The following is a 21,787-nucleotide window of genomic DNA, read 5'->3' as shown; positions in this document are numbered from 1 at the left end:
ATGAAGTAAAGAGGAAGAGAAGTTGGAAACGACAACTTCTCTTTTTGATGGGATTATATGTAGATTACAATGCTGTATATTGTTTTGTAAAAAGTAGAGAATAGTAAAATAGAGCGGTAATATGGTAAAGATTTATATAGAACTTTTCTAATTTTCCTTTTAAAAAGGATGCTTTATAGAAGTTTTTTAAGTTGTTCACAGAATTGAAACAACTTATGAAAGCTTTATTTTATCAAGGTTCTCACTGTATTTTTGAGGAATATGAAATACACCTTAGTTTTTCTATATAAAGATAATGCTTATAATGAAAATGAGTGTGTTAGGAATAAAAAGAATATCAACAATGGGGAGCGATAGAAGTGAAAAAGAAATTGTTGGCTATTGCGCTAGGGACATCGGTTGTTTTTGCTTTAGGAGCATGCGGAAATAAAGAAGAGAGTAAGTCTTCGAAACAGTCTGCAAGTACAGACAGCGCAGAACAAATTTTCCAAAGAAGTTGTGCGGGATGTCACGCAACAGATTTATCAGGGGCAACTGGACCTGATTTAAGAAAAGTAGGCGGTAAGTACGACGCTGCAGATATCGAAGAGATTATTAAAAAAGGCCGCGGTTCAATGTCACCAGGACTTATTCAAGGTGAAGATGCGAAAAAAGTGTCTGAATGGTTAGCTGAACATAAATAAAAAAGGTGAAATGGACGAGTTGATAATATAGTCAACTCGTTTTCCTTTTTTCTGGTATGTAACATAACTGTAACAAAAATGTATCCAAATTGGAAACCGTTTGATGTTACAATGGGGTTTGTAGAATTTTGCTGAAATATATTACATAGAGTGGTATTGCTTATGAGAAAGCATAAGTAAACTATCTTCAACAAGGATGACTAAATGAAAATGAAGGATGTCTTTTGTTTTCAGATGTACAGAAAAGTATTTCGAAAAAAATCATTAAGTATTGGGTGATAAATAATGATAAAAATGACGAATGTTTATAAGGAGTACCCGAATGGTATGAAAGCCATTGCTGGTCTTACAGTTAACATTAAACAAGGTGAATTCGTATACGTAGTTGGACCGAGTGGAGCCGGAAAATCTACATTTATTAAAATGATGTATCGTGAAGAGAAACCATCTACAGGATCTATTAATGTAAATGGACTTACTATCGAAACATTGGCAGAAAGAGACGTTCCGTATTTTCGTCGTCAATTAGGCGTGATTTTCCAAGATTTCAAATTGCTACCTAAGTTAACGGTATATGAGAATGTTTCGTTTGCTTTAGAAGTAATTGAAGAAGAACCGGATGCAATTCGTGAGCGTGTAACAGAAGTTCTAGGTCTTGTAGGCCTTGAAGATCGTGCAGACGCACTTCCAAGTGAGCTTTCGGGCGGGGAGCAACAACGTGTGGCTATTGCAAGAGCAATTGTAAATAGACCAAAGGTTGTAATTGCCGATGAGCCAACAGGTAACTTAGATATTGAAACAGCTCTTGATATTATGAATATTTTTACTCGCATTAATGAGCGCGGCACAACGATTGTTATGGCGACGCATAATGCAGATATCGTAAATACAATCCGTCATCGTGTAATCGCGATTGAAGGCGGAAAAATTGTTCGAGATGAGATTGAGGGAGGATACGGATATGAAGGCTAAGACCCTTAGTCGACATTTGCGAGAAGGTGTAAAGAATCTATCACGTAACGGATGGATGACATTTGCTTCTGTTAGTGCAGTAACAGTTACATTATTACTTGTAGGTGTCTTTTTAACAGCGATTATGAATATGAACCATTTTGCGACGAAAGTAGAGCAAGATGTAGAGATTCGTGTACACATTGATCCAGCTGCAAAAGAAGCGGATCAAAAGAAATTAGAAGAAGATATGAGTAAGATTGCAAAAGTAGATTCTATTAAATATTCTTCTAAAGAAGAAGAGTTAAAACGTTTAATTAAAAGCTTAGGTGATAGTGGAAAAACGTTTGAGTTATTTGAACAAGATAACCCACTTAAAAACGTATTCGTTGTAAAAGCAAAAGAACCAACCGATACAGCGACAATCGCGAAGAAGGTTGAAAAAATGCAGTTTGTTAGTAATGTTCAGTACGGAAAAGGACAAGTTGAACGATTATTTGATACTGTAAAAACTGGTCGTAACATTGGGATTGCGTTAATTGCTGGTCTTTTATTCACAGCGATGTTCTTAATCTCTAATACAATTAAAATTACAATTTATGCTCGTAGTACAGAAATTGAAATTATGAAACTTGTTGGTGCAACAAACTGGTTTATTCGTTGGCCATTCTTGCTAGAGGGATTATTCTTAGGAGTATTAGGATCAATTATTCCAATTGGCCTAATTCTAATTACGTATAATTCGTTGCAAGGTGTGTTTAATGAAAAACTTGGCGGAACAATTTTCGAGCTTCTACCATACAGTCCGTTCGTATTCCAATTAGCTGGTTTACTAGTGTTAATCGGTGCTTTAATCGGTATGTGGGGAAGTGTAATGTCAATTCGTCGCTTCTTAAAAGTATAAAAAGTTGCAAACATAATTCGTACAAGCTTATCATATAGTAGAAATAGGTAAAGGCATCACACACTGTGTGATGCCTTTTGCTACACCACCTGTGTGTTTTGGAAAGGGGAATTCCGCATTGAAACGTAGAGTTGCAATTATTGGAATGGTTGTTGCATTTTTAATTGGTGCTGGCGGAATGTTTGCAGGCATGTCTGTATTTGGGGTTAACCCATCAGAAGTAACGCAAACAATTTCGAGTGGGAATGCTAGCACTGCGCAAGGGAATTTGGCAAAAATTAATGAGGCGTATGCACTAATTGATTCACGTTATGTGGAAGACGTGAAAGATGAAAAGTTAGTTGAAGGTGCAATACAAGGTATGTTGTCTACGCTGAAGGACCCTTATTCCACGTATATGGATAAAGAAACAGCCAAACAGTTTAGTGAATCGCTTGATCCCGAATTAGAGGGGATTGGGGCTGAGGTGAACAAGACGGACGGTAAGCTTATTATCGTATCGCCAATTAAAGGTTCACCAGCAGAAAAGATAGGAATTAAACCGAATGACCAAATTTTATCTGTAGATGGAAACAGTGTGAAAGACTTATCACGTGAAGAAGCAGTATTAAAAATTCGTGGTAAAAAGGGAACGACTGTCGCAATTGAAATTAAACGTGCGGGAGTAACTGATCCGATTGTATTTAAAATTAAGCGTGAAAAGATTCCGATCTTTACAGTGTTTAGTTCTGTGAAGCAAGAGAGCGGAAAAGATATCGGTTATATGCAAATCACTTCTTTTGCTGAAAATACAGCGAAAGAATTTAAGGATCAGTTAAAAGAGTTAGAGAAGAAAAATATAAAAGGCTTAGTTATTGACGTGCGTGGTAATCCTGGTGGCTACTTAAATAGTGTAGAAGATATACTAGGGGAAATTATGACGAATAAAAAGCCGATGCTACAAGTAGAGCAGCGAAATGGTGAGAAGAAGAAATTCTCTACGGAACTGAAAGAGAGAAAACCATATCCAATTTCAGTATTAATTGATAATGGAAGTGCTTCTGCTTCAGAGATTTTAGCGGGTGCGCTAAAAGAAGGAGAAGGATACGATTTAATTGGTGAAAAGACATTTGGTAAAGGTACTGTCCAGCAAGCTGTTCCATTTAAAGACGGCAGCAACATTAAATTAACGATGTTTAAATGGTTAACGCCGGATGGGAACTGGATTCATAAAAAGGGAATCGCGCCAACAGTAGAAGTGAAGCAACCAAATTATTATCATGCGACACCAATTCAAATTGAAAAAACACTTTCATACAATTCAAATGATGTACAAGTAAAACATGCTCAGGAAATGCTTAAGAGCTTAGGTTATGTACCAGGTCGTGAAGATGGATACTTTAGTAAAGAGACAGAATCGGCTTTGAAAGCATTCCAAAATGCAAATGAAATGGAAGCGACAGGACAGCTTGATAAAAAGACAGCTGAAGCGATTCAAACTAAAATTATCGAAAAAATCCGTTCTGGAGAAAATGATTTACAATTACAGTCAGCATTAAAATTAATGGCAAAATAAGAAGAAATACAGGCAGTTTGCTGCCTGTATTTTTTTGTGTTAAACAAACGTTTGTTTAGTTATGATAATATAAAAAGAAAGAATGATATAAATGGTGGTGAATGAGTTCGTGGAGGCGTGGATTTTTGAAATAATGCGGGCAGTTGGACGTTTTTTCTTACACCCTGCTGTCTATATATTTGTAATAAGTAGTATCTTCGTTGGATACTTACGTATGTTAAGAGAACGAAAAGATTTTTCTTTTAAAGTTTATGATATTTGGTTTGAACTGCGAACCTCTCTATTTGCAGGGATTGGATACGGATTAGTAGTATCTATTATTACGATTGGGCTTGGACTTGTTGTTTCTAAAGCAAGCTTATGGGCCATTTTAATTTGGACGTTACTATTTGGATTAACGGCTATGTATCGATGTTTATCGGCGGCTTATACATTTAGCATTGCGATTGTATGTGTTCTATTATCTTCTAAGCTACCAGTTTCCTTTTTACAGCTTCGAGAAGGTGAAGAGAGTACCATTGTATCCCTTGTTATTTTACTAGGCGTTATGCTTATTGTAGAAGGCTTATTGATTTCTAAAAACGCAGTAGGATATTCGACGCCGAGGATTAGGCAGGGGAAGCGTGGATTAAAGATTGGTTTACACGAATCAAAGCGTTTATGGATCGTTCCTATTTTTATTCTTGTACCGGGTGATGCGGTAACGCAGTTTATTTCATGGTGGCCTGTCGTTTCAATAGGTTCAAATACATATTCTCTATTCCTCGTTCCATTTTTAATTGGATTTATGAGAAATATTAAAAGTTATGAGCCGACGGAAGCTTTATTATTTACAGGAAGACGTGTTTATGGGTTAGCAGGACTTGTGCTCGTTTTAGGAATTGCAAGTTACTGGTGGCACGTACTTGCAATTATCGCGATGGGAGTCGCTATGCTTGGGCGTTTCACAATTTCGATGCAAGAAAAAATTGCCGATGAAACAAGACCAGCGTATTTTGCTGCACGCAATGATGGGCTCGTTGTACTAGATACAATTCCAAATACAATTGGAGCAGAGCTGAAATTACTGCCTGGAGAAATTATTACGAAAGTAAATGGAGTCATTCCAAAAAGCGCCGAGGAATTTTATGATGCGCTTCAAACGAAGACGACAGGAGCATTTTGTAAATTAGAAGTATTAGATACAAATGGTGAGCTTCGTCTTGCACAAACTGCATTATATGCTGGTGGACATCACGAATTAGGTATTGTATTCGTTGAACAGGAGCATGAGTGGGATTCGGAAGCGATGTAATAGAAGGAATGGTATCACCTTGTGGTGGTACCTTTTTTGTTTTTGGGAGATGGGAGAGTAGTTAGTAAATGAAATTTATATCGGCGATTTTCCGAATATATCAGCGCAACTTGAAATATATCGGCGATTTTGCAAATATATCAGCGCAACTCGAAATATATCGGGAATTATTCGAATATATCGACTTTCCAGCAAAAAACGACAACTATCGCAAAGCTTATTTTCAGTTTCATAGACGGATAACTTGAATAATTATTTGATAATGGTTATCATTTAGGGAGTCTTTTTAATTTTGGAAAATGGAGGTAAGATATGCTGCGTAAATTTTTCTCGTACTATAAACCGTATAAAGGTTTATTTATACTCGACTTTTCTTGTGCGGTTGTCGCAGGATTATTAGAACTCGGCTTCCCGCTTATCGTAAATCAATTTATTGATAAGTTATTGCCAGGGCAAAACTGGACGCTTATTTTATGGGCTTGTTTCGGTTTACTCGCAGTTTATATGTTAAATGCAGGCTTACAATATGTCGTTACATATTGGGGACATATGCTTGGTGTTAACATTGAAACAGATATGAGGCAGAAATTATTTGATCATATTCAAAAGCTATCATTCAGATTTTTTGATAATAATAAAACAGGTCATTTAATTTCACGCCTTACAAACGATTTAATGGAAATTGGGGAAATTGCTCACCATGGACCAGAAGATCTATTTATCGCCGTAATGACTTTAGTTGGGGCATTCTCATTTATGATGATGATCAACTGGAAGTTAGCGTTATTAACGTTCTTCGTCATTCCATTCCTATTATGGTTAGCACTTTACTTTAATAAAAAAATGACAGGTACATTTAGACGTTTATTCTCAGACGTTGCTGATTTTAATGCATGCATTGAGAACAATGTTGGTGGTATTCGCGTTGTACAAGCATTCGGAAATGAAAAGTTTGAGAAAGAGCAATTTGCTGTTAACAACGCTCGTTTCCGTACAACAAAATTAATGGCGTATAAAATTATGGCGTTAAATTCGTCGATTAGTTATATGCTCATGCGTCTCGTAACGCTCTTCGTCTTAATATGCGGTACATGGTTTGTGCTGCAAGGAGAATTAACGTACGGTGGATTTATCGGATTCGTTCTATTAACGAATATTTTCTTCCGCCCAATTGAAAAAATTAACGCGGTAATCGAAAGCTATCCGAAAGGAATCGCCGGTTTTAAAAGATATGTAGAGCTTCTTGAAACAGAGCCTGACATTGTAGACTCTAAAGATGCAATGGAAGTGAAGCATGTACACGGTGATATTCAATATAACAACATTACGTTTGGATATGAAAACAAAGAACCGATTTTAAATGACATTAGTTTGAAAATACATGCAGGTGAAACAGTTGCGTTCGTTGGACCATCAGGAGCTGGGAAAACGACGTTATGTAGCCTATTACCACGTTTTTATGAACAATCATCTGGATCGATTCAAATTGATGGAATTGATACGAAAGATATGACATTATCTTCACTTCGTAAGCAAATTGGAATTGTGCAGCAAGACGTGTTCTTATTCTCAGGAACAATTCGTGAAAATATCGCTTACGGAAATTTAAAAGCATCAGAAGCTGAAATTTGGCAGGCAGTAAAACGTGCGCAATTAGAAGATTTAATTTACTCACAGCCGGACGGTTTAGATACTGTTATCGGTGAGCGCGGCGTGAAACTTTCAGGTGGACAAAAGCAGCGTCTAGCTATTGCTCGTATGTTCTTGAAAAACCCTCCAATTTTAATATTGGATGAAGCAACTTCTGCATTAGATACAGAGACAGAACTTGCGATTCAAAAATCGCTTGCGGAGCTATCTGTTGGCCGTACAACATTAGTTATCGCTCACAGACTTGCAACGATTAAAAATGCAGATCGCATCGTCGTTGTAAATAAAGATGGTATTGCAGAACAAGGTTCACATAATGAATTAATTGAGCAAGGTGGAGGATACAGTAGGTTATACGAAGCTCAGTTTAGTTCGTAAATATAATTTGTACAGAATTAGTGCACCATAAGTAGGTAAAAATCTCATATGGGAGGCTATAAAGTATGATTGTAACAACAACGTCTACAATTCAAGGAAAAGAAATTATTGAGTACATCGATATTGTCAATGGAGAAGCGATTATGGGCGCGAATATCGTTCGTGACCTTTTCGCCTCCGTCCGTGACGTTGTCGGCGGTCGTGCGGGTGCTTATGAAAGTAAATTAAAAGAAGCACGCGACATCGCAATGGAAGAAATGAAAACTTTCGCAAGACAAAAAAATGCAAATGCAATTGTTGGTATCGACGTGGATTACGAGGTAGTTCGCGAAGGAATGCTAATGGTTGCTGTGAGCGGGACTGCTGTCCGTATCTAAAATGAAAAGCCGTGCTGATGCACGGCTTTTTGTATTCTATGTCGAAGATTCAATATTTCTTGGGAAATGTGGAATGCCCCGTCGATATATAGGGAAGACATTAGAGTGCTTCTTTACACTTTTGAATTTGAGTTAATAATTTTGCGTATTCTTGTTCGAGAGATGTGATGTCATCGTGATGATTTGGAATGGAAATCCGGCCGATGACTTCTGTTAATTTTGTTTGTAATCGTAACATTTCTTGCTCAGTAACGTTTACAGAATCTCCGGTGGTTCTTTTTGTGTATTGCTCGTAATTACCGTGGAAGATTCTTGGTTCATTCTCATCTACGTGTAGAATATGGTCTGCAACAGAGCGAATAAAGGCACGGTCATGGCTAATGAAAAGTATTGTGCCAGGATATTCTTGTAACATGGTTTCTAATTCTTCTTGCGTCGCTAAGTCTAAATAGTTTGTCGGTTCATCTAGCAGAAGCATATTATAGTTTCCTAAAAATACTTTTGCGAGTGCAACCTTCATTCGTTCACCCCCGCTTAGAACGTGCACAGGTTTATGAACATCCTCACGGCGGAATAGAAGTCGTGCAAGTATTGTGCGAACGAATGCTTCTGTATAGTTTGTTTCTTCTAGAACATTTTCTAAAATGGTTTTATCTGTTTTTAAAATAGATAATGTTTGTTCGAAGTATCCAATTTTACAACTTTTCGATAGCTGCATGCCACGCTCGTTTGTGAGAAGCATGTTGAACAAAGTGGTTTTGCCGCTTCCATTTGCCCCTAAAACGGCAAGCTTTGCACCAGGGGCAATAGTTCCATTCATATTTTTAAATAGTATACGGTCGCCTATTTTCTTTGTTGCTTTATTGAATTGTACTGCCACCTTACTATGAATGGGTGTATGGTATTGCACGTCAAATTGAGCTTGAGAAAGATCCTTTGGCTTTTCCTTCTTTTCTAGTTTTTCGAGACGTGTCTCTAATGCTTTCGCTGCTTTACTAACCTGTTCTTGGCCATGAGCCCCACTTAACCTATAAAGTCTAGATTCAGATGAACTGAACCGTGTTGGGATTTTTTTCATGTTAGAAGCACGTTGCTTTCTTTGTAGAATGGACTGTTCTAAACGATTTTTTTCTTGTATATATTGCTCATATTCTGCTTGTTTTTGTATTCGTTCACGTTCTTTTTGTTTTCGATAGTTTGAATAATTACCTTTGTACTCTTGAATAATACCGTCTTCAATTTCAATAATTTTGGTACATATATTATCTAGAAATTCACGGTCATGCGATATTAAAACAAGTGCCCCTTTATAAGATGAAAGTGCCTTTTCTAATTGCTCTGTACCGACCATATCTAAGTGGTTTGTTGGTTCATCAGCGAATAAAATGCCTGCATTTTGTTCGAGAGCATGCGCAATCTTTAGTCGCATTCGTTCACCGCCGCTCATTGCGTCGGTAACGTTTGAAATACTCCATTTTCCTTTTGCGAGAGAAGAAGCGGTTTCCGGTAGTTCTTCGCTGAGCTGAGGAATGATGGCGATAGAACTATGATGAGTTACTATGCCTCTGTCAGCTTCTATTTCTTTACTTAATATTTGTAATAACGTAGATTTACCAGCTCCGTTGACTCCGACAATTCCTATGCGATCCTGTGCTTGAATTTCCAGTGATGGTAATGTAAATAGTGTGCGATCACCAAAGCTCTTTTCAATATTACGTGCGAATAAAATAGTCATAAAAAAACCTCCCTAGTTTCACTAGAGAGGATAAACGTCGCCCTTGTATGTAAAAAATCGTACATAAATAAACGATTTTTTACATGATCGTTTCGAAAGAAAGTATCGACAAATGGACAGACTAATCCCCTGCTAGTTTTCATCATTTTTGTTCACTATTTGTGATGGATGAAATAAATAAGAGAATTAGAACTTCATTGGTCAAAGTACCTTCCTTTCATAATATTACTTTTATTGTATGCGCATACAAAAGGGTTTGTCAAACTTATTTCTGTTCGCTATTTTTGAATTTATTATTATACAATTGTGCTTTTGCCAGCGCCTCAGCATCGTTTTTAATTTCATCCAGTCCATTCGCATCTCCAATAACATAACCTTCAAATGAAGAACCAACAAAATCAAAGATATATTGGAATTGAGCAATAAGCGGTAATGCTTTTAGCTTTGGATTATCCCCGCCAACGATGACAACATACATTTTTTTGCCTTTCATTTTTTCTTTGAAATGAAGAGATGTATCGCGCAAGCTTTGTGACCAGCGATCAACAAAGTTTTTCATATGTCCACTCATTCCGTACCAATATAATGGTGTAGCAAAGATAATCGTGTCGTGCTCTAGCATGCGTTTGGTTAACTGCTCATAGTCATCATTTACGGATTGGAATCCTTCTGCATCATGACGTTGGTCTGTAATAGGATAGACGGTATGATCACGCAAATAAATTTGTTCTGTTTCAATGTCCTCTATCATCATATGTGTTAAAGCTTCTGTATTTCCGTTTTGTCTTGAACTGCCATGTATAACAAACATGTAATCATTCCTTTTCTTTTGCATGTTTTAGGAGTGAAACGTGTTTTTGCAAATTCGTTTGGATGTTGGAAAGTAATGTGATTTGCTTTGTTACTTCATTGAGTTTATCTTCGTAAAGCGTAAGGATACTGCTGCACGGATTGTCGTACAGGTGCGGTTCAATTTCAAGGCAGCGCAACATCCTTGCCGTCTCTTCTAAATTTAAGCCAATTTGTAAGTACATTTGAATAAGCTCCACTTTTTCGATGGCACTTTCATCAAAATCACGGTAGCCATTTGCAAGGCGCTTAGAAGGGAGTAAGCCCTTTTCTTCGTAATGTCTTAGTGATCTTTCACTAACGCCAGTTTCTTTTGATAATTCTCCAATTCGCAATGTATTTCACTCCTTTTACATGTATTGTAAACCTTCACACTAATGTGAAGGTCAACTCTGTTTTTTCGCAAAAGAATCTACATGATTTAAGAACACTTGAATGGCTTTAGATGGAATGAAATATTTACCGCGCACGATGGAAAACGGACGGATTAGTTGTTCATTTGGAACTTCGACGTGGAATAGTTCTTTTGCTAATAGCTCTTTCCGTACAGTCCAATCAGAAAGGATAGCGATGCCAAGCCCGGCACTAACAGCTTCCTTTACGCTTTGGATACTACTGAATGTAAAGAATCGTTTCATTTTTAAATGGTGTTGATGAATAAAGCGGTCACTATAAGCGCGTGTACCAGAACCACTTTCTCTTAATACCCATACTTGATCTTGGAGTGTACTTTCATTTATTTCATTTGTGCGGAGTAATGGATGATTTGGCGGGACGACGAGCTTCATTTCATCTTGCATAAATGTTTCAACATCTACGTCGGCGTATACGACTAGTCCTTCCACTAGGCCGATATCAATTTGATTAGAGCGAAGGCTTTGCAAAACGTCTTCTGTATTTGAGATGAAAGTATGAACTTCGACGTGTGGATTTTCATTCGCATAGTTAGCCAGTATTTTTGGAAGTAAGTATTCGCCAATTGTAAAACTAGCACCAATGCGAAGTGTTCCTGTTACAACGTTATGTAGTTCATTAATTTCTTGTTTAGCATCTTCGTAAAGAGAGAGCATTTGCTTTGCATGTATATATAATATGTTTCCAGCTTCAGTAACTTGGACGTGCTTCGGGGAGCGTTGAATAAGCGTAGTGCCAAATTCGTTTTCTAAGTTGCGTATATGCATACTTACTCCAGGCTGTGAAAGGTTTAATAATTCTGCTGCACGGGAGAAGTGTTTCTGTTCAACGACAGTAACAAAAATTTTTAAAATGTCTACGTTCATATAATGGGCTCCTTTCTTTTTCTATCATCTTATCATAAGTATTTCTGATGATAGAGATTTGGTATTGGTATTAAACTTATTATAGAAACTCTCTTATAATGTAAGTAGAAAGAACATGCATGTTCCAATACGATTATTGGAGTGGTTCAAAATGGAACAAACACTTGTTATACAAAAGAAGAAGCGTTTTGGATTTTCGCAAGGAATTGGGATTACATTATTAATCGCAATTGCCGCGAAATATTTAGCAGAGCTTCCATTTTTAAATATTATGGGACAATTAGTAATTGCTATTCTAATTGGGATGGTTTGGCGCGCTGCAATTGGAGTTCCTCACGAGGCGATAGCAGGAACGAACTTTGCGAGTAAGAAGTTGCTGCGCTTTGGGATCATCTTACTTGGAATGCGATTAAATCTTGTTGATATTGCGAAGGCGGGACCGAAAGTATTGGTCATCGCGGCGGTTGTTATTACATTTACTATTTTTGTTGTATACGGACTAACGAAAGTATTTAAAGTAGAAAAGAAACTTGGGATTTTAACAGCATGCGGTACGGCAATTTGCGGCGCAGCCGCGGTCGTGGCAATTGCACCGCAAGTGAAAGCGAAGGACGATGAAACAGCAGTTGGGGCAGCAATCATCGCGATTTTAGGTACCATATTTACGCTTATTTATACGTTATTATATCCAGTGCTTGGTTTATCTCCGTACGGTTATGGTGTATTCTCAGGTGCGACGCTTCATGAAATCGCTCATGTCATCGCAGCTGCGGCGCCAGGAGGAAGTACTGCTGTAGACATCGCAGTTATTGTGAAGTTAACGCGCGTAGCAATGCTTGTGCCAGTAGCGATTTTAATTGGTCTATGGTTTGGTAAGAGTGAAGGTAGCAAAGAAAAGAAATCGTGGCGCGAACTTCCAATACCATGGTTCATTTTCGGGTTCTTAGCGATGAGTGCAGTGCATTCACTCGGGATTATTCCAGAAGTTGTTGCGGGATACATTGTTGTTCTTGCTTACATGCTTATCGCAATGGCGATGGCAGGGCTCGGTTTAAATGTAGAGTTTAAAACGTTCCGTAAATTAGGAAGTAAAGCATTCGTGGCAGGGCTGATTGGCTCGGTTTGCTTATCGGTTCTTGGATACGTTCTTGTATATGCGTTAGGATTTATGTAGTAGAGGAGAAAGCTGTTCCCGAAGGTATTTGGGGACAGCTTTTTCTTATGATTATAGTAGCGCTACGGATGTCGATATATTTGAAAAATCGCCGATATAAATGGAGTTGCGCTGATATATTTGGGAAATCGCCGATATAATTTAAGTTGCGCTGATATATTTAAAAAATCGCTGATATAAATTGAATTACTCTTGTACTTTGTTAGAGTAGATGTTCAATGAAATGTTTTTCTAAAATTTGTAAAGATATCTTTACTTGTAACTGGAAAATATTTATAATTCAAGTAAAGATATCTTTACTTTTGAAGGTGGATCCTATGGGTGTAAAAAATAAAATAAAAGAGTTAAGAAAGCAACATCATATAACGCAAGTTGAAATGGCAAAGGCGATGCAAGTGACGCGGCAGACGATAGTGGCGATTGAAAATCATCATTACAATCCGAGTCTAGAGTTATCTTTAAAAATTGCCAAATATTTTGGAGTGAAGGTGGAGGAAATATTTACGCTGGAGTAAGGGGAGAGAAATGGTAGGAAAACGAGCATAGCGATAGGGGGAATAAAAAATGCAGGATGAGTTTGAGAGATTTCAGTCAGATAAAGCGTTTAAATATGTAGGATTATTTTTTACGATTAGTTTAGCGATATGGAGTTTATATAATTTAATTGTTGATGGAAATGCTGGTATGCCGTTTGTTTTATTTGTACTAGGGCAGTGGGGGTATTTTCTTGTGAACTATTGGCCGAAGTGGAAATATAGAAATCGAAAAGAGGCTGATCATGTATGAGTAAGAGAGGTCATGAGATTCGTAGAGAGTTTGCTTGTAGCAGGAATTCTTTTAAATACGAGTTTAATGATTTTAAGTATTTCGTGGGGAACTATTTTTATATCGAATGTAGCGCTAGTCATTTTATATGGAATTTCGGAATATAAAGAGCAGAAGCGTTTGAAAGAAGAGGGAGTACCATCAATTGATGAGCGAGTTGTGAACAAGATGAAGTCATATTTTATGATTTGTATTACAAGCTTCGTTTTCTTGTTTATTATGTATCTTTGTGTAAATAAGTATTTAGATAGGCAAGCAGTACATGTAACTGAGCTATTATATATTGCTATTTTTGGTGTATTAATTAGTATCGCATCAACGAGTGTGTTAGCAACAAGGAATAATAGATAGAAAAAGGGGAACTGGGATGGGATTACCGGTGTTATGTGTCGCTACAGCTATATTTTCGCTTCTTTGGGGAATGCAAAACTTTTCTCGTAATCCAGTGCCGAGCATTTGTATTATGATTGGTACTGTAGGTTTATCGTATTATTTATTATTATTAGCCCATTATCATAAAACGGCAACGAGTGTTGTTGTTGGAGCACTTATTTTATTTTGTGGGCGCGCCATACAAAAGGGGTTATTTCCATAAAAGCTGTTTATACATTTTGTATAAACAGCTTTTTGTATTTTTTTTACAAAACGCTTGAAAGTTACGTAACGTCATCTTTTATAATGAAAGGGAAGAGGTGATGGTAGTGATTTCAATACAACAATTTACGAGAGAAACAGGGGTTACAGTACGTACACTACGTTATTATGATCAAATAGATTTATTAAAGCCGAGCGGAAAAACAGAGGGTGGACATCGGTTATATAGTGAAAATGACGTTATTCGTTTGCAACAAATTTTATTTTTAAAAGAAATGGGATTTTCATTAAAAGAAACTGCGAATATGTTAGTAAAAGGTGAGCTGGATTTAAAAAATTCGCTTGAAAAACAACTTCGGTTTGTACAGGAAGAACAAAAGAAATTTAATCGAATGGAGAGTGTTTTACAAGCAGTTGTTTATTCGGTAGATGTGGAGGGAGAACTCGATTGGAAAGTTATGTTTGAACTGATTCAGCTTTCGAAGCAGTCTTCTCGTATACGTGAAATATTTCAAAATGAAGTGTTTTCAAAGGAAGAACAAAAATTGCTTCATAATTTACCAAACATGAGTAAGGAAGATCCGAATGTTTTAGAATGGGTAGATTTATTAAAGCAATTACGCACTTTTATGAAAGACGGTAAAGAAGCTGCTAGTGATGAAGTACAAGGGGCAATGAAGAGATTAATGCAGAAGTGTTTAGAAATGGCCAATGGTGATGAAGCGTTTTTAGATAAGTTATGGGAAGTTAGAAAATCGAAGGAAGATTCACAGAAAATGAGCATGTATCCAATTGAAGAAGAACTTTTAGTGTATATGGATGAGGCTTTTCGTATTTATGATGAAAGGGAGAAGGATAAATGAGTATACTCGCAGAATATCGTTGGTATTTTTTAATTGGGGCAGAAATTGTATTTTGGTTATCAGCTATCGGTTTCTTTTTACTTCGCTACGGATTCCGTTTGAAAAAGGCGAGTTTTATTATCGGAATTGTACTCCTCGTAAATGAAGTGTTTATTTTAACTTTAGGAGTAGTGGACTATTATCAAACAGGAAAGTTCTCTAACTTTCAAATTATTACTGTAATTATTTTATTGTATGCAGTTTTCTACGGGAAAAAGGATTTGAAGAAGCTTGATATATTTGCACAAAAATCAGTTGCGAAATGGCGTAATGAACCGGCGCCTATTATTGAAGAACAGGTAGAATTAACAGGCATGGCCTATGCAAAGCAGGAAATAAAAAATTGGGTATTACATCTTGTTTTATTCGTTGGTGTGCACATATTCTTTTTCTTCGCGTATGGATTTATTCCATTTGAACAATGGGGTAATTGGTTAGAATCGGGAATCGTTTTAAATAAAGCTGCAAGTCGCGTGAGCCAAGTGTGGGCGATTGTATTTTTAGTTGATACAGCAATTTCATTTTCATATGTGATTTTTCCGAAGAAGGAGAAAGGAAAAGAAAAGCTACTTTCATAGTTGAAAGTAGCTTTTCTGGTATACAAATAATTTTTATAGGAGAGGATGACAATAGAAAAAGAATCAGCTGTATATGTCTATTTCTCTTTAGTTTAGTAGCATGTTCACCATCTAGCACTACAATTGATAAGAAGAATGATGTCATTGTAAAGGGAGTAGGAACTTCCAATCTAGATAAATTCGAACAGTTCGTTATGAACGTTGATCAAGGGGAAGTTGATAAAATAAGAATTGTACAGTATACCGATGAAGGTGACCCGGTTTTTCAAACGTTAGAGCATAGTGGGAAAGATATCCTTTATGTGTTAGATAGTAGACAAGACAAGTTTGCTGGTGACCATAAAGGATTACATAAAGATAGTTGTAAAAGTATTGTTAAAGAGCTGCGCGAATCAGAAAGTACTTATCGGTTAACAGATTGTATGAATGAAGCTGGGCGCAATGGATATGACTTATTATATGTATCAAAAAAATAGAGTTGGTAGAGGAAGGAAGTATTTACTCCTTCCTTTTTCTATGTGTATATTGTCGAAAACTTTACCGAATATCTGTTCGTTTTTTTAGGTTTTTTATAGGTATTCGTGGTAAAATAATAATACAGATTTTTATGAGGAGGTCGGATTTTCTTGGAACGTCAATTTGAAATTGTCTCAGCGTATTCCCCGCAAGGTGATCAGCCGGTAGCTATAGAGAAGCTTGTAGAGGGAATTAATAGTGGAAAGAAAAAGCAAGTGTTGCTTGGAGCAACAGGAACGGGTAAGACATTTACGATTTCAAATGTCATTAAAGAAGTGCAAAAGCCAACACTTGTTATGGCTCATAATAAAACGTTAGCAGGGCAGTTATATAGTGAGTTGAAAGACTTTTTCCCGAATAATGCAGTTGAATATTTTGTTAGTTACTACGATTATTATCAGCCAGAAGCGTATGTACCACAAACAGATACGTTTATTGAAAAAGATGCGCAGATTAATGATGAAATTGATAAATTGCGTCACTCGGCAACGTCTGCATTATTTGAACGGGACGATGTAATTATCGTTGCGAGTGTTTCGTGTATATATGGCTTAGGTTCTCCAGAAGAATACCGCGAGCTAGTTGTTTCGCTTCGAGTTGGTATGGAAAAAGACCGTAATCAATTGCTTCGTGAACTTGTTGATGTACAGTATGGACGTAATGATATTGATTTCAAGCGTGGTACATTCCGTGTGCGAGGAGATGTAGTTGAAATCTTCCCGGCATCACTTGATGAGCATTGTATTCGAATCGAATTTTTCGGTGATGAAATCGATCGTATTCGTGAAGTAAATGCGTTAACAGGTGAAGTATTAGCAGAACGTGATCATGTAGCAATCTTCCCAGCATCTCACTTCGTTACACGTGAAGAAAAGATGAAGGTCGCTATTGAAAATATCGAAAAAGAATTAGAAGAGCGTTTAAAGGAATTAAATGATAACGGCAAGTTGTTAGAAGCGCAGCGTATAGAACAGCGTACACGTTATGATTTAGAAATGATGCGCGAGATGGGATTTTGTTCAGGTATTGAAAACTACTCCCGTCATTTAACACTTCGTCCAGCGGGGGCAACGCCGTATACGCTATTAGACTATTTCCCGAAAGATTTCTTAATCGTTATGGATGAATCGCACGTATCAGTACCGCAAGTAAGAGCGATGTATAACGGGGACCAAGCGCGTAAGCAAGTGCTTGTGGATCATGGATTCCGTCTGCCGTCAGCTTTAGATAATAGACCGCTCACATTCGATGAGTTTGAAGAGAAAACGAATCAAGTTATTTATGTTTCAGCAACGCCAGGACCGTATGAGTTAGAGCAGTCGCCAGAAGTAATAGAACAAATTATTCGTCCAACAGGGCTTTTAGATCCACCAATTGATATACGACCAATTGAAGGGCAAATTGACGATTTATTAGGAGAGATTCAAGATCGTATTGCAAAAAATGAACGTGTATTAATTACGACGTTAACGAAGAAAATGTCAGAGGATTTAACGGATTACTTAAAAGATGTAGGAATTAAAGTTAACTATCTTCACTCTGAAATTAAAACGTTAGAACGTATTGAAATTATCCGCGATCTTCGCCTCGGTAAATTTGATGTACTTGTCGGCATTAACTTATTGCGAGAAGGATTAGATATTCCGGAAGTATCACTTGTAGCTATTTTAGATGCTGATAAGGAAGGGTTCTTGCGTTCAGAACGTTCATTAATTCAAACAATCGGTCGTGCCGCGCGTAATGAAAACGGCCGCGTTATTATGTATGCAGATCGTATAACGAAATCTATGGGAATTGCGATTGAAGAAACGAAGCGTCGTCGTAGTATACAAGAAGCTTACAATGAAGAGCATGGTATTACGCCGAAAACGATTCAAAAAGGCGTTCGTGATGTTATCCGTGCAACGACAGCTGCTGAAGAGACAGAAACATACGAAGCAACTCCTGCTAAGAAAATGACGAAAAAAGAGCGCGAAAAGACAATTGCGAAGATGGAAGCAGAAATGAAAGAAGCAGCAAAAGCGTTAGACTTCGAGCGTGCAGCTGAACTAAGAGATTTACTATTAGAATTAAAAGCGGAAGGGTGAAAAAAGTGAGTAAGAGCAAGGATTTTATCGTTGTAAAAGGTGCTAGAGCACATAACTTAAAAAATATTGATGTAACCATTCCGAGAAATCAGCTTGTCGTTGTAACGGGATTGTCTGGTTCGGGGAAATCATCATTAGCATTTGATACGATTTATGCAGAAGGGCAGCGCAGATACGTAGAATCGTTATCTGCGTATGCGCGCCAGTTTTTAGGACAAATGGATAAACCGGATGTGGACACGATTGAAGGATTATCACCAGCAATTTCAATCGATCAAAAAACGACGAGTCGTAACCCACGTTCAACTGTTGGAACGGTAACGGAGATTTATGATTACTTACGTTTATTATTTGCACGAATTGGTACGCCAATTTGTCCGAATCATGGCATTGAAATTACGTCACAAACAGTAGAACAGATGGTAGACCGCGTTCTTGAATATCCTGAACGTACGAAATTACAAGTGTTAGCGCCTATCGTTTCTGGGCGTAAAGGTGCGCATGTAAAAGTACTTGAAGATATTAAGAAGCAAGGTTATGTTCGTGTTCGCGTTGACGGTGAAATGCTTGATGTATCTGAAGATATTGCGTTAGATAAAAACAAGAAGCATTCCATTGAAGTTGTAATTGACCGTATTGTTGTAAAAGAAGGGATCGCAAGCCGTCTTGCTGATTCACTTGAAAGTGCATTAAAGCTTGGCGGGGGACGAGTGTTAATCGATGTTATGGGAGAAGAGGAACTTCTGTTTAGTGAACATCACGCTTGTCCGCATTGTGGTTTTTCAATTGGAGAATTAGAGCCGCGTATGTTCTCATTCAATAGTCCGTTCGGAGCATGTCCTTCTTGTGATGGACTTGGTTCAAAGCTAGAGGTAGATTTAGAGCTTGTTATCCCGAACTGGGATTTATCATTAAATGAACATGCGATTGCACCTTGGGAACCGACAAGTTCACAATACTATCCACAACTTTTACAATCTGTATGTAACCACTACGGCGTTGATATGGATATGCCTGTGAAAGATATACCGAAAGATTTATTTGATAAAGTGTTGTACGGAAGCGGAGAAGAGAAAGTTTATTTCCGCTATGTAAATGAATTTGGTCAAGTAAAGGAAAATGAGATCTTATTTGAAGGTGTTATTCCAAACATTGAACGTCGTTATCGTGAAACGAGTTCCGATTACATTCGTGAGCAAATGGAAAAGTATATGGCAGAACAAGCTTGTCCAAAGTGTAGAGGTGGACGCTTAAAGCCTGAGAGTTTAGCTGTATTTGTTGGCAATAAAACGATTGCTGACGTAACGAAGTATTCAGTTCAAGAAGTACAAGAATTCTTCTCGAATGTAGAGCTAACGGAGAAGCAACAAAAAATAGCTCATTTAATTTTAAGAGAAATTCAGGAGCGCGTTGGGTTCTTAGTGAACGTTGGTTTAGATTATTTAACGTTAAGTCGTGCGGCTGGTACGTTATCAGGTGGTGAGGCGCAGCGTATTCGTTTAGCGACGCAAATTGGTTCTCGTCTAACTGGCGTACTTTATATTCTTGATGAGCCTTCAATTGGTTTACACCAGCGTGATAACGATCGTCTTATTCGTACATTGCAAGAAATGCGTGATTTAGGCAATACGTTAATCGTTGTTGAACATGATGAAGATACGATGATGGCTGCTGACTATTTACTTGATATAGGGCCTGGTGCAGGTATTCATGGTGGACAGGTCGTTTCAGCAGGGACGCCGGCTGAAGTTATGCAAGATGAGAATTCATTAACAGGGAAGTATTTAAGTGGTAAAGAGTTTATTCCAGTTCCACTTGAAAGACGTAAAGGTGATGGACGTAAAGTAGAGATTGTCGGCGCAAAAGAGAATAACTTAAAGAATGCGAAAATGTCATTCCCACTCGGTACGTTTGTAGCGGTAACAGGGGTATCTGGTTCTGGTAAAAGTACGATGATTAATGAAGTACTATATAAATCGTTAGCTCAAAAGTTATATAAAGCGAAAGCGAAGCCAGGTACTCATAAAGAGATTAAAGGTCTTGAACATTTAGATAAGGTAATTGATATTGATCAATCACCAATTGGTCGTACACCACGTTCTAATCCAGCGACGTACACAGGTGTATTCGATGATATTCGTGATGTGTTTGCACAAACGAATGAAGCAAAAGTGCGCGGATATCAAAAAGGACGTTTCAGCTTTAACGTAAAAGGTGGCCGTTGTGAAGCGTGCCGTGGTGATGGAATTATTAAAATCGAAATGCATTTCCTACCAGATGTGTATGTTCCGTGTGAAGTTTGTCACGGTAAACGATATAATCGTGAAACGTTAGAAGTGAAATATAAAGATAAGAATATTTCTGAAGTGTTAGGGATGACAATTGAAGATGGAGTAGAGTTCTTCGCTAATATCCCAAAAATTAAGCGTAAACTTCAAACGCTTGTAGACGTTGGGCTTGGTTATATGAAATTAGGGCAACCAGCTACGACGTTATCTGGTGGTGAAGCGCAGCGTGTGAAATTAGCTTCTGAATTACATCGTCGTTCTACAGGACGTACGTTATACATTTTAGACGAGCCAACGACTGGTTTACATGCGCATGATATCGCGCGTCTTCTAGAAGTGCTGCAACGTCTTGTTGAGAGCGGTGAGACGGTACTTGTAATTGAACATAATTTAGATGTAATTAAAACAGCTGATTATATCGTTGACCTTGGACCAGAGGGCGGAGATAAAGGTGGACAAATCGTTGCTTCCGGAACGCCAGAGCAAGTAGTGAAAGAAGAGCGCTCATACACAGGTAAGTATTTAAAAGAGATTTTAAATCGTGATAAAGCAAGAATGAAAGAGAAAATAAAAGAAGTAGAGTTATCGCAATAAGTTTATTGATGAAAACCGAGTGGAAATGACGCTCGGTTTTTATTGTATAGGGGGAGAAGATGGAGTTTTTAGAGGTGTTAAGGAAGAAACATATGAAGGTAAGAGAGTTTCAAAGTTGGGGTGTATATTTTCGAAAGCGCTGGGAGGATCACTTTGCAAATCATTTAAGTGATAAAGAAAAAGAAGATATTTTTCTTTATGGAGATAAGTATGCATGTGGTTATCTATGGCACATATTTAGTTATGAGAAAAAGAAGTGTTTAGAGGGTAAAGAAGCGGAAAACGCGTTTCATAATGAAGTGAAAAAGGATTGCTACATTTTCTATCAACACTGTGATGAGGTACTGTTAATAAAGGATGCGAGTTTGTTACATATGGATGATATATTGTGTGAGACAGACGATGCATATAAAGGTGATATCTATATCGTAGATAAAGATTTCACTTGGACCTTTGTAAAAACTCATGAACATAGGTGGTGTGGTCCTTATTTTGCGAGGAAGTGTTAGTAGGTATACAAGCATGAAAGATAGAATAAGTTGATATAAGTGTTCGTATCATACTTGCGTTTAT

At 37.5% G+C, this 21,787-nt stretch carries 22 protein-coding genes; 18 read left to right on the top strand and 4 right to left on the bottom strand.

Going from position 1 to position 21,787, the window contains the following annotated elements; translation table 11 throughout:
• Positions 1-359: 359 nt before the first annotated feature.
• The 7 genes from cccB to GBN91_RS14915 all read left to right on the top strand — a co-directional run bounded on the left by cccB (position 360) and on the right by GBN91_RS14915 (position 7,792).
• Positions 360-683, top strand: a complete 324-nt coding sequence (gene cccB / locus GBN91_RS14950; protein ID WP_000727971.1) for a cytochrome c551 — start codon at positions 360-362, stop codon at positions 681-683.
• A gap of 285 nt (positions 684-968) precedes the next feature.
• Entirely contained in the window at positions 969-1,655 is a 687-nt protein-coding gene (ftsE, locus tag GBN91_RS14940; RefSeq protein WP_000594321.1) for a cell division ATP-binding protein FtsE, read from the top strand.
• Positions 1,645-2,538 (top strand): permease-like cell division protein FtsX, encoded by an 894-nt coding sequence (gene ftsX / locus GBN91_RS14935; protein WP_000645027.1) that lies wholly within the window; start codon positions 1,645-1,647, stop codon positions 2,536-2,538. Before ftsE ends, ftsX begins: the two co-directional genes overlap by 11 nt.
• Before the next feature lie 118 nt (positions 2,539-2,656).
• Positions 2,657-4,093, top strand: a complete 1,437-nt coding sequence (locus tag GBN91_RS14930) for a S41 family peptidase (RefSeq protein ID WP_000830313.1) — start codon at positions 2,657-2,659, stop codon at positions 4,091-4,093.
• A 91-nt stretch (positions 4,094-4,184) separates the two neighbouring features.
• Complete coding sequence (locus tag GBN91_RS14925; protein ID WP_033692799.1) at positions 4,185-5,387, top strand: PDZ domain-containing protein; 1,203 nt, start codon at positions 4,185-4,187, stop codon at positions 5,385-5,387.
• Between the two features lie 312 nt (positions 5,388-5,699).
• Entirely contained in the window at positions 5,700-7,415 is a 1,716-nt protein-coding gene (locus GBN91_RS14920) for an ABC transporter ATP-binding protein (protein ID WP_000944620.1), read from the top strand.
• Positions 7,416-7,480: 65 nt separating this feature from the next.
• Positions 7,481-7,792, top strand: a complete 312-nt coding sequence (locus tag GBN91_RS14915; RefSeq protein WP_000637523.1) for a heavy metal-binding domain-containing protein — start codon at positions 7,481-7,483, stop codon at positions 7,790-7,792.
• A 100-nt stretch (positions 7,793-7,892) separates the two neighbouring features.
• On the opposite strand, the gene abc-f is transcribed toward GBN91_RS14915, so the two are convergent.
• From abc-f to GBN91_RS14895, 4 genes are all read right to left on the bottom strand, one after another.
• Positions 7,893-9,527, bottom strand: coding sequence for a ribosomal protection-like ABC-F family protein (abc-f, locus tag GBN91_RS14910; protein WP_152121666.1), 1,635 nt, complete (start codon positions 9,525-9,527; stop codon positions 7,893-7,895).
• A 265-nt stretch (positions 9,528-9,792) separates the two neighbouring features.
• Positions 9,793-10,338 (bottom strand): flavodoxin family protein, encoded by a 546-nt coding sequence (locus GBN91_RS14905; protein WP_000497611.1) that lies wholly within the window; start codon positions 10,336-10,338, stop codon positions 9,793-9,795.
• A 4-nt stretch (positions 10,339-10,342) separates the two neighbouring features.
• Positions 10,343-10,711 carry a MerR family transcriptional regulator gene (locus GBN91_RS14900; protein WP_001219205.1) on the bottom strand — a complete coding sequence of 123 codons (369 nt, stop codon included), beginning with the start codon at positions 10,709-10,711 and terminating at the stop codon, positions 10,343-10,345.
• Between the two features lie 51 nt (positions 10,712-10,762).
• The gene (locus GBN91_RS14895) at positions 10,763-11,656 is read right to left on the bottom strand and encodes a LysR family transcriptional regulator (protein ID WP_152121663.1); all 894 of its coding nucleotides are present in this window, start codon (positions 11,654-11,656) and stop codon (positions 10,763-10,765) included.
• Between the two features lie 151 nt (positions 11,657-11,807).
• Here GBN91_RS14895 and GBN91_RS14890 point away from each other — a divergent pair, with 151 nt between their 5' ends.
• The 11 genes from GBN91_RS14890 to GBN91_RS14840 all read left to right on the top strand — a co-directional run bounded on the left by GBN91_RS14890 (position 11,808) and on the right by GBN91_RS14840 (position 21,723).
• Positions 11,808-12,830 carry a YeiH family protein gene (locus tag GBN91_RS14890; RefSeq protein WP_006918442.1) on the top strand — a complete coding sequence of 341 codons (1,023 nt, stop codon included), beginning with the start codon at positions 11,808-11,810 and terminating at the stop codon, positions 12,828-12,830.
• A 317-nt stretch (positions 12,831-13,147) separates the two neighbouring features.
• Positions 13,148-13,345, top strand: a complete 198-nt coding sequence (locus tag GBN91_RS14885; RefSeq protein WP_000538359.1) for a helix-turn-helix transcriptional regulator — start codon at positions 13,148-13,150, stop codon at positions 13,343-13,345.
• A gap of 49 nt (positions 13,346-13,394) precedes the next feature.
• Positions 13,395-13,616: a hypothetical protein gene (locus tag GBN91_RS14880; RefSeq protein ID WP_048558326.1), complete on the top strand. Its 222-nt coding sequence runs from the start codon at positions 13,395-13,397 to the stop codon at positions 13,614-13,616.
• Positions 13,617-13,628: 12 nt separating this feature from the next.
• Positions 13,629-14,006, top strand: a complete 378-nt coding sequence (locus GBN91_RS14875) for a hypothetical protein (RefSeq protein WP_049108173.1) — start codon at positions 13,629-13,631, stop codon at positions 14,004-14,006.
• Positions 14,007-14,022: 16 nt separating this feature from the next.
• A complete protein-coding gene (locus GBN91_RS14870) occupies positions 14,023-14,250 on the top strand; it encodes a hypothetical protein (RefSeq protein ID WP_000524139.1) in 228 nt (75 codons plus the stop codon).
• Between the two features lie 100 nt (positions 14,251-14,350).
• Positions 14,351-15,112, top strand: a complete 762-nt coding sequence (locus GBN91_RS14865; protein WP_044306530.1) for a MerR family transcriptional regulator — start codon at positions 14,351-14,353, stop codon at positions 15,110-15,112.
• Positions 15,109-15,729, top strand: coding sequence for a hypothetical protein (locus GBN91_RS14860; RefSeq protein ID WP_076875996.1), 621 nt, complete (start codon positions 15,109-15,111; stop codon positions 15,727-15,729). Before GBN91_RS14865 ends, GBN91_RS14860 begins: the two co-directional genes overlap by 4 nt.
• A gap of 35 nt (positions 15,730-15,764) precedes the next feature.
• Complete coding sequence (locus GBN91_RS14855) at positions 15,765-16,205, top strand: DUF4362 domain-containing protein (RefSeq protein WP_152121661.1); 441 nt, start codon at positions 15,765-15,767, stop codon at positions 16,203-16,205.
• Positions 16,206-16,355: 150 nt separating this feature from the next.
• Entirely contained in the window at positions 16,356-18,332 is a 1,977-nt protein-coding gene (gene uvrB / locus GBN91_RS14850; protein WP_000441059.1) for an excinuclease ABC subunit B, read from the top strand.
• 5 nt (positions 18,333-18,337) lie between these two features.
• On the top strand, positions 18,338-21,214 hold the full coding sequence (gene uvrA, locus GBN91_RS14845; protein ID WP_130813671.1) for an excinuclease ABC subunit UvrA: 2,877 nt from the start codon (positions 18,338-18,340) through the stop codon (positions 21,212-21,214).
• A 59-nt stretch (positions 21,215-21,273) separates the two neighbouring features.
• Positions 21,274-21,723: a DUF4275 family protein gene (locus GBN91_RS14840; protein ID WP_152121659.1), complete on the top strand. Its 450-nt coding sequence runs from the start codon at positions 21,274-21,276 to the stop codon at positions 21,721-21,723.
• Positions 21,724-21,787: the final 64 nt, after the last annotated feature.

Origin of the sequence: Bacillus sp. B1-WWTP-T-0.5-Post-4 (assembly GCF_009183795.1) — a bacterium.
Lineage (GTDB): Bacteria > Bacillota > Bacilli > Bacillales > Bacillaceae_G > Bacillus_A > Bacillus_A cereus.
The sequence above is the reverse complement of the archived record's forward strand: the minus strand, read 5'-3'. Positions and strand labels throughout refer to the sequence as shown.